Source organism: Alpinimonas psychrophila (genome assembly GCF_014137865.1).
Taxonomy (GTDB): domain Bacteria; phylum Actinomycetota; class Actinomycetes; order Actinomycetales; family Microbacteriaceae; genus Alpinimonas; species Alpinimonas psychrophila.
This window is the reverse complement of record NZ_JACGWU010000002.1, coordinates 13,504-25,445: the sequence shown is the minus strand read 5'-3', so window position 1 is coordinate 25,445 and position 11,942 is coordinate 13,504. Positions and strand designations below refer to the sequence as shown.

The 11,942-nt window shown below is 59.9% G+C and carries 7 protein-coding genes; 3 read left to right on the top strand and 4 right to left on the bottom strand.

The window, feature by feature from the left end:
- Positions 1–1,104 carry a DivIVA domain-containing protein gene (locus tag FB555_RS04700; protein ID WP_182484322.1) on the bottom strand — a complete coding sequence of 368 codons (1,104 nt, stop codon included), beginning with the start codon at positions 1,102–1,104 and terminating at the stop codon, positions 1–3.
- A 192-nt stretch (positions 1,105–1,296) separates the two neighbouring features.
- Between FB555_RS04700 and FB555_RS04695 the strand changes: the two genes are divergently transcribed.
- Entirely contained in the window at positions 1,297–3,129 is a 1,833-nt protein-coding gene (locus FB555_RS04695) for a DUF8094 domain-containing protein (protein ID WP_182484321.1), read from the top strand.
- 4 nt (positions 3,130–3,133) lie between these two features.
- Entirely contained in the window at positions 3,134–4,120 is a 987-nt protein-coding gene (locus tag FB555_RS04690) for a tetratricopeptide repeat protein (RefSeq protein WP_182484320.1), read from the top strand.
- A 7-nt stretch (positions 4,121–4,127) separates the two neighbouring features.
- On the opposite strand, the gene glgB is transcribed toward FB555_RS04690, so the two are convergent.
- The 3 genes from glgB to glgX form a co-directional block, all read right to left on the bottom strand.
- Positions 4,128–6,365, bottom strand: coding sequence for a 1,4-alpha-glucan branching protein GlgB (glgB, locus tag FB555_RS04685; protein ID WP_182484319.1), 2,238 nt, complete (start codon positions 6,363–6,365; stop codon positions 4,128–4,130).
- Entirely contained in the window at positions 6,358–8,361 is a 2,004-nt protein-coding gene (locus FB555_RS04680; RefSeq protein ID WP_182484318.1) for a maltotransferase domain-containing protein, read from the bottom strand. Before FB555_RS04680 ends, glgB begins: the two co-directional genes overlap by 8 nt.
- 74 nt (positions 8,362–8,435) lie before the next feature.
- Positions 8,436–10,499, bottom strand: coding sequence for a glycogen debranching protein GlgX (gene glgX / locus FB555_RS04675; protein ID WP_182484317.1), 2,064 nt, complete (start codon positions 10,497–10,499; stop codon positions 8,436–8,438).
- Positions 10,500–10,568: 69 nt separating this feature from the next.
- Here glgX and FB555_RS04670 point away from each other — a divergent pair, with 69 nt between their 5' ends.
- On the top strand, positions 10,569–11,822 hold the full coding sequence (locus FB555_RS04670) for an aminotransferase class V-fold PLP-dependent enzyme (RefSeq protein WP_182484316.1): 1,254 nt from the start codon (positions 10,569–10,571) through the stop codon (positions 11,820–11,822).
- Positions 11,823–11,942: the final 120 nt, after the last annotated feature.

Here is an 11,942-nt window from a genome sequence, read left to right as displayed (position 1 = left end):
TTAGGAGTTGAGGTGTGGGTTTTCGCCAGTCTCCGACATGACGTCACTTGCTTGGCCTAAGACCAACCGTAGCCCCTCAAAGTACTGAGCAACGGCTTCGCGCTCGACACGCAGGTCCGCAACGGTGGCTTCCGCTTCCGCGATGGCGGCAGCGGCGCGACTTTCCGAATCCGCGATGAGGTGCGCGGCGCGCGCTTCGGCCTCGGCGGTGAGCTTCGCAACGCGCTCGGCGGCTTCTTCCCTCACGGTGTGGGCAAGGGTAATTGCTTCTTGCTCCAGCTCCAAAGCCGCCCGTTCACGTTCGAGCGCACTCGTGCGGGCGACAGCGGCTTGAACCTGAGCTTCGTCGATGTACTTCTGAGTTTGGGCGACCGCCTCCTGATGGCGGGCCAAGAATTCCGTTTCCGCTTCATCAATGCGGACAGCGCGCTCGGCATCAATTTTGAGGATGGTCATCAATTCTTCGTTCACATCGACGTCTTCGGGACGTTTGGCAACCAAAACAAGGCGTGCTTCCGCCAGCTGGCGCTCATTTTCAGCGAGTTGTTGCTCGAGTTCGCGCTTGGCGGTCGTGCGAGTGTTGGCAATTTCAGTGGCGCTGGCGCCTCGAATCTCGCGGGCGGCGTCCTCGGCGTCACGGCGAAGGGCCTCGGCGTCGTGCTCTGCTTCGTCATGGAGAAGGCGCGCGCGGTTCTGAGCGTCGCTCAGTCGCTCTTCGGCGGCGGTATCGGCGGCTTCGCGAATCAGGCGGGCATCGCGATTGCCTTCACCGCGGACCTGTTCGGCGTCACGATTGGCGGCGAGAAGAATGTTGTGAGCGTCGGCCTCGGCACGCGCCACAAGGCGCGCAGCGTGCTCTTCGGCGATTGACAGCGTGGAAGCCAGGCGAGCCCCGAGACCGCTGAAGGTCGGCCGGCCAAGTTGTTCGGCCGTGCTTTGGACACTCTCCAGTTCGCTGGTCAGAGCGTTGATTGACGTCACTTGCTCGTCATAGTCTGTTTTCATGGCGAGCAGTTCGCGACGCAACTTGTGGATCGTCTTATCAACTTCTGTGACGTCATAGCCTCGAAGTACTCGAGTGAATTCTGAATCGTTCTGTAACACGTCTTTCCTCCGTTAGCACCCCAGCAACCTAGGCAGTCTAACGGCTGAAACGATGCCGGGGGAGTGCCTTTTTGGTTTCTCCATAAGAGAACGCGCAGGTTTCGCCCAGTCGCATCCGGTATCTTGAAGAGTCTTAACGTGTCGCCAAAGCCGCAAACCGGAAATCCCGCGGCTCGGTAAAGGAGTCAACTCGTGCGTTTCATCGCTGCAATAGGTGTGTTTGTGCTGGCCGCCGTTTTTCTTGGCACCGGCCTGACCCAGAAGGTTTTCTTCTCCGGGCCTGAGTACGCTGCGCTCTCGACGACTGTTGAACCCCCCACGCTTTACACGGTCATCAACGGCGATGTGCTCAAGAGCCACCCCGGTCTTCAAACGGTCACGGCGGGAGGGGCCGAAGTCGGATTTATCGGCTACGGTCGCACGGCCGACGTGTTGGCGTGGCTCGAAGGTTCGGACTATGACGCCATCACCTACAACCCAAAAACCCAGGAACTGGGGAGTCAACGGGTTGTGAGCACGGTAAATGTTACTGCTACGGACCAGGCCAGTTCGGGCGTGCCCGCGGAGTCGATTACCACCACGCCTATCGTCAACACCATTGTTAACCCTGCTGGATCTGACCTCTGGCTGGGGGAGCGCGTCGGCAAGATGAATGTCAGTTTGCCGATCAACGCGGACGAAAGTATGTCGGTCATCATCGCTTCGGATGGTGTGGCTGATGCTCCCGCGGAGGTGCGCTTGTCGTGGCCCATTCCAAACCAGACACCCTTTGCTACAGGATTCATCGTGATCGGTGGAATCTTGTTACTCGCCGGCTTATTCTTGCTCATCTGGGCACTTATGCAGATGAAAAACAGGCACGGACCAAAGCGTCGCGGGCGCATCACGAGAATGCCGAAGGCCCCAAAGCCGTCCAACAGGCGCCGGATCGGTCGCACCGCGGCACCGAAAATATTACCCCCAGCCAAGGGGCGACGTGCGTTAGAAAACCGCGCTGTCCGGATCGCTATTCCCGTCGGCCTCACGTTAGCGTTGGGCCTTTCTTCCTGTGCCAGCGGGTTTCAAACGGGGCGCGGCGACGTGACCGCGACTCCCACGGCCTCGGTTGCCCTCGGTCAAGAAGTTCCGCTTCCCGATGTCTCGGAGTCGCAACTGACCCGTATTTTGGCGAGCATTTCCGAGACCATTGCCGCAGCCGACAAGAGTCTCGATACGACCACGGCCGCCACGCGCCTCGTTGGTCCGGCCCTCAACATTCGTTCCGCGAATTACGCAATGCGCAGTGCCGACGGCAACGTTGCTGCCCTCCCCAGCATTCCCGCGTCGCCGGTCACGTTCTTAATGCCGCAAGCCACTAGTACGTGGCCTCGCTACGTCATGACGGTGATTCAGGATCCGGTGGATCCCACGGTGCCCACCACGGGTCTCGTTCTCGTTCAGGAATCGCCGCGCGAGAACTACCGCGTTGAGTACTCCGTGACGTTAGAGCCCAATGCCCAAGTCCCCGAGGTTGCTCCGGCAACGACCGGGAGCGCCATTGTGTCGCCCGACTCCAAGCTGCTTCTTCTTCAGCCAAATCAGGTGGCTTTGGCGTACGGTGACATCCTTTTGAAGGGCGACGCGAGTCCCTATGCGGGGCTTTTCGACGGTGCCACCGACAGTCTTCGAACACAAATTGGTCTTCCATACAAGGACGCCAAGCGTGCCGCGGTAGGAGATAAGGCCAGTCTCGAATTTACGCAGCAGATTGGTTCGGGGGAATCCATTAGTCTCGCCACCAATGATTCCGGCGCCATTGTCTTGGTGAACCTGAACGAGATTGAGACTATTCGTCCGACGGAGACCGGTGCGACTGTCAATGCCGAGGGACAAACGAAGGTTTTGGCAGGAATTGCCTCTTCGACGACGGGCATTGAATCCACGTATGGAATTCAGCTTGCGTTCTATGTGCCCCCGCTGGGAAGTACTGACAAAATTCGCCTCCTCGGCTTTAGCCAAGGACTCATTGCCGCAAAGGGCCTGTAAAACCATGTCGATGACCCCCCCCATTCCCAATCTTCGTGGCGCTCTCGACCTTTCCTCGTTGGTCAATAAGCCGGCCGCCGCTGCTCCACTCGCCCCGGGGGAGCGCCCGAACGATGGGGCAGCGCCCGGTGCTTCTGTTCCCGTACCGGCTTTGATTCTTGACGGCACGGATGCCAACTTCACGGCCATCCTGGACCTTTCAGCTCAAGTACCGGTCATCGTGGAGCTCTCGAGCCCGGGACAACCGGCTCTGGCCGAAGCCACCGCGCTCCTCGAGCGTCTCGTTCTGGAACGTGCCGGTCGCATTGTTTTCGTTCGCGTGGATGCCGAGGCAAACCCGCAACTGGTTCAGGCCTTTACTGCCACCTCAATCCCCACCGTGGCCGCCGTCGTTTCGGGTCGCCCCCTTCAGCTTTTTTCGGGAGCGATCCCAGAAAAGGAACTCCGCGACGTCTTCGACCAAATCTTGACGGTTGCCGAGCAAAACGGGGTAACCGGCATCGCTCTTCCGGCAGACGGCGGGGTCGCTCCGGAACTCGACGCCGACGGGAAGCCCGTTCCGCCGCCCATGCCCCCTTTGCCTCCGTTGCACCAGGAGGCCTATGACGCCGTCGAACGCGGCGACTACACGAGCGCCATCACGGCGTATATCTCGGCGCTGAAACAGAACCCTAATGACGACATGGCGCGCGCGGGACTCGCTCAGGTCAGTTTGCTCGACCGGTTGCAGGGCAAGACAATCGCCACGGTTCGGGGTGCAGCCTCCGCCGATCCCACAAACCTTGACGCCCAACTGGACGTCGTCGACTTAGACATTTCTGGCGGCCATATCGAGGATGCCTTTGATCGTCTCCTCACACTGTTCCCCTCCCTGGACCCCGAAGGCAAGAATGTCGTGCGCGCGCGCATGTTGGAGCTCTTCGACGTCGTGGGTCTTGACGATCCTCGGGTTGGCAAGGCGCGCTCGCGCCTCACGAATCTGCTTTTTTAGCTCACCCCTAGCGAGTTGCACGGGTGAGGAACAGGACCCCGAGCGGTGGGAGAGTCACTCGCGCAGAGGCGGGCAGGTCGTTCCAGGACTCGTCGTACGCCTGAACGCTGCCAAAGTTTCCCACTCCGGAGCCGCCGAATTCGGCCGCGTCGGAGTTGAACGCCTCGACCCATTCGCCGGCGTGGGGCAGGCCCAACACAAAGTCATTGTGGGGCTGGCCAGCGAAGTTTGCGACCACTGCTAGCGCGTTTCCATCGTCGTCGTACCGCACAAACGAGACGACGTTGCGACCGTTGTCGGCCCCATCGATCCATTGAAAACCACCGGCGTCACTGTCGCGTTCCCACAGTGTTGGGTTGGCGCGGTAGAGGCGGTTCAGGTGCGAGACCATGCGCTGCAACCCCTGGTGAGCCGGCTGATCGAGAATCCACCAGTCGAGCCCGCGTTCTTGGCTCCATTCGGAGGGCTGGCCGAACTCCTGGCCCATGAACAAGAGCTTCTTGCCGGGGTGACCCCACATGTACGCGAGATACGCGCGCACGTTAGCGAGTTGTTGCCAGTGGTCGCCGGGCATTTTGGCTAAGAGTGATCCTTTTCCGTGCACGACCTCGTCGTGACTGATGGGCAGGATGAAGTTCTCGCTGAAGGCATACTGCAGCGAGAAGGTAATGTCGTGGTGATGCCAGGATCGATACATTGGATCGACGTGGATGTACTCGAGGCTGTCGTGCATCCAGCCCATGTTCCACTTGAAGCCAAATCCCAAGCCCCCGCTCTCGGTGGAGGCCGTTACGCCACCCCAGCTTGTGGATTCTTCGGCCGCCATGATGACGCCAGGGTGCGTTTTGTAGACCGTGGCGTTCACTTCTTGCAAGAAGCTGATGGCCTCGAGATTTTCGCGCCCGCCATATTGGTTCGGGATCCACTCGCCGACTTCGCGACTGTAGTCCAGGTACAGCATGCTGGCCACGGCGTCTACGCGCAAACCATCGATATGGAACTCTTCGATCCAGTACAGCGCGTTAGCGACCAAAAAGTTGCGCACCTCGTTGCGACCGAAGTCGAAGATGTAGGTTCCCCAGTCGGGGTGCTCGCCGCGGCGAGGGTCCGCGTGCTCGTAGAGGGGTTGGCCATCGAAGCGGGCCAAGGCCCATTCATCCTTGGGGAAGTGGCCGGGAACCCAATCGAGAATGACGCCGATTCCTGCGTTATGCAGGCGGTCGATCAGATACTTGAGGTCGTCGGGGTTGCCAAATCGTGCGGTTGGTGCGTAATAACCGGTGACTTGATAGCCCCAGGATGGTCCGTAGGGATGCTCTGCCAACGGCATGAATTCGACGTGAGTAAACCCCAGCTCGTTCACGTGTCCGATCAGCTGGTCGGCGTGATCGCGGTAGGAAAGCCCTGGGCGCCAGGAGCCGACGTGAAGCTCGTAAATGCTCATGGGCGCGGTGTGTGCTTGGTTTAGCGCGCGAGCCGTCAGCCAGTTCTGATCTGTCCACGCGTAGGTCGAATGCCCCACGATGGACCCCGTTTCGGGGGGACACTGCGTCTGACGTGCCATGGGGTCGGCACGTGTTACCCAGGCGCCGGCGTGGGTCAGGATTTCAAACTTGTAGATCATGCCGGGGTGAACATCCGGTACAAAAATCTCCCAGACTCCACTCGCGCCGAGACTGCGGAGGGCATGAGAGTCACCGTTCCAGCCGTTGAAGTCGCCCACAACGCGGACCGCTGAGGCATTTGGCGCCCACACCGCGAACGCGGTGCCATCAACAGAGCCCGAGACCCCTGCATGAGCGAGGAAGCGCGCTCCGAGAACGTCCCAGAGGCGTTCATGGCGGCCCTCTCGAATGAGGTGCAAATCAAGCTCTCCCACGGTGGGGGCAAAGCGGTAGGGGTCATCGGCCACCCATTTTTGGCCATCCGGATAGGTTGTATCCAGCACGTAGTCGCTGAGGCCCAAGCTATGAGAGCCCTGCCAGATGCCGTGCCCGATGTGGGCGAGCTCGATTCGTTGCCCGCCGGGGAGAACAGCCGTGACAGCAAGGGCCAGGGGGCGACGCGCCCGAATCACGGTGATGCGCGTCTCATCGCTTGGGTGCCCGGGCAGCAGGTGTTGCCCCAGAACAGTGTGCGGGTTGTAATGCGATCCCTGCGCGATCCAGCCAAGAAGACCGTCATCCGGGGTGGGAACCTGTGCGGTCGAGGTTTCTGGGGTGGCGGGAACTTTCTTCTTAACCACGGGTCACTCCTGTGACGTGCAGAATGTGCACGGGTTCGATGAACGGGTCGAGGCGCACATAATTTTGCGCGCCCCACTGCCAGGTAGCACCTGTGATGAGATCGGTGACCTCAAAGTCATCACCGTGCGCCAGCCCGAGCTTGCTCAGATCCAGATGGATTCTCGTCTCGTGTGCCGCGTGGGGGTCGGTATTGACAACCACGATGAGGGTATCGCTTTCACCCGTGGGGGTGAACTCGGCCGCTAGGTGCTTGCTGTACACCAAAATCGCGTCGTTTTCGCTGCGGTGCAGGCACAGATTACGGAGTTGCCCCAAGGCCGGGTGTGCAGCCCGAATTTCGTTGAGCATCTGCAGATAACCCGAGAGTGAGGTGCCGGATTTCTCTGCTGCCGCCCAGTCGCGGGGGCGGAATTCAAACTTTTCGCTGTCGATGTGTTCTTCGGCACCGGCGCGTGCTACGCATTCCCCGAGCTCAAACCCGGAGTAGATTCCCCACGTAGGGCTTACCGTGGCGGCGAGGGCGGCACGAACCTTGGCGGCCGGACGCCCCCCAAATTGCAGGTAGGTGGGCAAAATATCGGGGGTCGTGACGAATAAATTTGGACGCAGGAAGTCGGCAGTCTCGGTCGCTAGCGACGTCAAGAACTCCGCGAGTTCTCCCGCCGTGTTGCGCCACGTGAAGTACGTGTAGGACTGCTGAAAACCGGCTTTGGCGAGGGTCTGCATCATCGCGGGCCGGGTGAAAGCCTCGGCGAGAAAAATGACATCCGGGAATTCCTTGTTAACCGTTGCGATCAGCCATTCCCAAAAATTGACGGGCTTGGTGTGGGGGTTATCCACGCGGAAAATGTTGACACCCGCGGCGATCCAGTGTCGAACAATGCGCAAAACCTCGGCCTGGACGGCCTCCGGGTCATTGTCAAAGTTGACGGGATAAATATCTTGATACTTCTTGGGGGGGTTCTCGGCAAAGGCAATCGTGCCGTCCGGAAGGGTCGTAAAAAATTCAGGATGCTCGGTCACCCACGGGTGATCGGGGGAGGCCTGCAACGCGAGATCGAGCGCCAACTCGATTCCCAGCGCGCGCGCTTTCTTCACAAAATAGGCGAAATCGGCAAGGGTTCCCAGCTCAGGGTGGATGGCGTCGTGACCGCCAGCAGCAGAGCCAATCGCCCAAGGAGAACCAGGATCATGAGGCCCGGGGGTGAGGGTGTTATTGGGGCCCTTGCGTCCGGTAACGCCGATGGGGTGAATCGGGGGCACATACAACACGGTGAAACCCATTTTGGCCACGGCGGGAAGCCGTTTGGCGGAGGTGCGGAAGGTGCCCGAGGTCCACGATCCATCGGCAGCCTGGACGGCACCCTCGGAGCGGGGGAAGAACTCGTACCAGTTCCCGACGGCTGCGAGACGACGTTCAACGCGCAGGGCGAATTTCGGGGTGAAAGTTTCGGCGCTGGAAATGGGAGCAATGACGAACTCGCGCTCAAGCTCGGGGGAACTCGCGTGGGCCAGTCTGACCGGTGTCGCCAGCGTCGCGTCTGCCAGTTTCTTTGCCACCGTGGCTAGTTTCTTGCGGGAGACGGCTGTGCGCGAGGCTTCTTTGGAAGCACGCACAAAAAGCTCGGATCCGATCAAAAACATCAATTCGACGTCGAGCCCTAGGGGAATCTTCACCTCAGCGTCGTGAAGCCACGTGGCGTAATCGTCCGAGTAGGCCTCGATGGTGAACGTATGCAGGCCCGTGACGCTGAGCTGCGACTGGCACCCCCATCGGTCGGTTCCGGGGGCAATTTCGGCCATGGGGTAACGTGTCGAGCTCCCGTCCGGAGCTTTGAGGTGCAGGGCAACCCCGAGGGCATTGTGGCCTTCCAGAAAACTTGTGGCCTCGAAGGGCACAACTTCCCCCACGAATGCTTTGGCGTCCCAGCCGGCCTCGCTGAGGTGAGGCGAAACATCAAGAATCGGGATGCGCCCCAGGCGCGATACTTCCATAACCAAAAAACTACCTCCTCGAACGTGGGTGTGGCGATTCCGTGACGCGTGTTACCGAGCCTTGTGAGTGATCCTTACTCGGCGTTAAAAAGCATGATGGTCATTCCGGGAACCGTGAACTTCTCACCCGGACGCAAAACACCGGGGATGTCCCGTGGGGCGGCGTGCGATGACAGCCAGAGGGGTTCGTAGAATTTCACCTCGGGATGCTCGGGCAAGATGATGTCGGTCGCCTGCTCGGTGCCATGCACGACCATGAGAATGCGGTCGAATGCTTCGCTTTGGGGTGTGCTGGCCACCACGTATTGCAGTGTGCGATTGTGGGGGTCATCCCATTCCTCGGAGGTCATCGTGCGGCCATGGGCGTTGTACCAGTCCACTTGGCTGGCACTGGGGACGCGCTCGCCGAAAATGCCGAATCGTATCGGTCGAAGCGCGGGGTTTTCCCGCCGCATCCTGGTCAAATGTTTGGTCGTGGCGAGCAGATCTTCCTGCCAGGGTTGCAGTTCCCAGTTGACCCAGGTCAATGGAGAATCGTGACAGTAAGCGTTGTTGTTGCCGTGTTGGGTGCGCCCGAACTCATCGCCGGCCGTCATCATGGGAATACCGCCCGACAGCAAGAGTGTTCCCATGAGATTTCGCATGGTGCGCCTTCGGGCAGTGGCGATGCTCACGTCGTCGGTGGGACCTTCGGCGCCATGGTTAAAGGAGCGATTGTCGTTCGCGCCATCCCGGTTATCTTCGCCGTTACCAATGTTGTGCTTGGTGTTATAAGTGGTGAGATCGGCCAGCGTGAATCCGTCGTGCGCCGTGATGAAATTAACGGAGGCGATCGGCCCGCGCTCGCCGCTGAAGGTATTGCTCGAACCAGCTAGGCGCGTGGCGAAACCGCCGACGCCGGTCGGAGCAACACCCTTTTCCCGTGCCTGCGCAATGTCGGGTAACCAGAAGTTGCGCACCCGGTCACGGTACCGGTCATTCCATTCGGCCCAACCGGATTCGAAGTTTCCGGTCTGCCAACCGTCATGACCGAGGTCCCACGGCTCCGCGATCATCTTGACGCCGGCTAGTGCGGGATCCGAACGAATGGCTTCCAATAACGGATGATCCTTGCGGTAGACCCCGTCGGCGTCGCGACCGAGGGTCACCGCCAGGTCAAAGCGAAAACCGTCTACGCGCACCTCATCGGCCCAATAGTGCAGTGAATCTATGATGAGTTGTTGAACGACCGGTTCCGCCGCGTTGAGGGTGTTGCCGCATCCGGTGGTATCAATGTAATTTCCGTCGGCGTCGTGCCGGTAGTACGTGGCGTTATCGAGGCCCCTAAAACTCAATTTTGGCCCCATTTGGCCTTCTTCGGCGGTGTGGTTGAAGACGACATCCAGAATGACTTCGAGGCCGGCTTCATGCAGGTCCCTGACCATTTGTTTAACCTCGCGCAACACGGCACCGGGGCCGTCAACGCGTGCTGCATGAGTGGCGTATTCGGCGTGCGGGGTGAAGAAGTTGAGGGTGTTGTAACCCCAATAGTTGACCGTGCCGTTATTCAGCAGGTGCTGTTCGGAGATGAACGCGTGAATAGGGAGAAGTTCGACGGCGGTGATGCCGAGGTCTTTCAAGTAGCTGGTCATGGCCGGGTGGGCGAGGCCAGCGTAGGTTCCTCGTAGCTCGAGGGGAATGTTGGGGTTTTGCTTGGTGAGGCCGCGAACGTGCGCTTCGTAGATAACGCTTTTATCGAGATCGATCTGAGGTTTCTCGGTGGTGCCCCAGTCGAATGCGGTGTCGATCACAACATTGCGCCACTGAGTGCCGGCAAATCGGGTGAGTCCCCTGGCATAAGGATCAATGAGTAAGGCTTCCGGGCTGAACGAGTCGGCGACGCCCGAGGGCCCCCAGGCCTGCAGGGCATACTCGGCTCCCACGCGCAGGTGTTCCGAGCGAGCCGACCAGATGTTTTTTCGAGATTTCTGGAGCGGCACCCGGTGGGCAACATGATTGGGATCGACGCTGTCATAGAGCAGCATGTCGATTCCCTCGGCATGCGCGGAGAAAACGCGAATCTCGCCACCGGTTTTTGTTTGCCGGACGCCGAGATCACGAAAAGTAGAAGACACACTCACTCGAATTACACTAGTCATGTCCGTTACAGCCATATTTCCATTGCCGAAATTCGGCGTAATCCGCCGTGTGTCGTGAAAAGAGTTTCCGTGTCCGTGTACCTCGATCACGCGGCTTCCACCCCGCTTCGAGCCAGCGCCCGCGCAGCAATGATTGACGCTCTCGATGCCATTGGTAATCCCTCTTCCGTTCATCGGCACGGTCAGGCCGCTCGCCAGATTGTGGAGGATGCGCGGGAGGCGCTCGCCACCAGTCTCGGGTGCGACCCCATAGAAGTTGTGCTGACGTCGGGCGGTACCGAGTCCGTCAACCTCGCGATTACGGGGCTTTTTCGGTCACGCCGGGATGCTAATTCTTCTCGAATTCGTATTGTGTTGCCCGAGGGGGAGCACCACGCCACCCTCGACACCGTGTTGTGGCTGGAGAAACACGAGGGAGCTGTGCTCGACTGGATTCCCCTGGACTCGCTCGGGCGGGTTCGCCTCGATCTGCTGACGGCAGCGCTCGCCGACTCTTCGGACATTGCGTTGGTGACCATGATGTGGGCCAATAACGAAGTGGGAACGATTGCGCCTGTGTTCGAAGTCGCACAGTTGGCGGTAGATGCCGGTGTTCCCCTGCACGTGGACGCGATTGCCGCCTATGGCCATGACGTCATTGACTTTCAGAGGCTGCGGGTGGCGACAGGCTCTGAGGTCGCGGTCAAGAAATCGTTCGATAACGAAGCGGATGCCATTGCAGCGGCCGAGCGGGCAAACTCCGGCCTTGTGGCGCTCAGTGTGTCGGGCCACAAAATTGGTGCCGCCTCGGGTGTCGGCGTCGTCGTCGTCTCCCGCAAGGTTTCGCTCGCGCCGCTGATACACGGCGGGGGGCAGCAGCGCGGGCTCCGCAGTGGAACGCAGGATGCCGCCGCCGCCGCTTCTTTTGCTGCTGCCGCCCAAGAATCCGACCGTGAGCGCGAGAGTGAAGTTGCTCGCCTCACGGTTTTGCGCGATGCGACGATTGCGCGCATCCTGAGCGTTATTCCTGACGCATCTCTGCAGGGCGACCCGGTGAACCGGCTCGACAACAACATCAACATCACGTTTCTCGGCTGCCAGAGCGACTCGCTTTTGTATTTGCTGGATGAGAAGGGTGTCTCAGTCTCGACCGGTTCGGCGTGCCAGGCTGGGGTCACCCAGGCATCCCACGTGCTGTTGGCAATGGGAAACGATATGGCTACCGCCTCCAGCGCCCTGCGCATCACGTTGGGTCACACGACAACGCAGGATGATCTCGACGCACTGCTTACCGCCTTGCCACAGGCGCACGCGCGGGCCCAGGCTGCCGGGCTAACGACATAACCCCTTAGCGCTTCCATGCCGGAGTGTGCTCGGCTTCTTTGCGTCAAAATGACGGTGACTTGACAACTCGTTTGCTTGCTTCATATTATGTACTAACTAGTACGTACGGTTATCAGAGTG

Coding starts and splice junctions, on each gene's coding strand:
- FB555_RS04690 (WP_182484320.1), top strand. CDS start 3,134: ATGTCGATGACCCCCCCCATTCCCAATCTTCGTGGCGCTCTCGACCTT.
- glgX (WP_182484317.1), bottom strand. CDS start 10,499: ATGACTAGTGTAATTCGAGTGAGTGTGTCTTCTACTTTTCGTGATCTC.
- FB555_RS04680 (WP_182484318.1), bottom strand. CDS start 8,361: ATGGAAGTATCGCGCCTGGGGCGCATCCCGATTCTTGATGTTTCGCCT.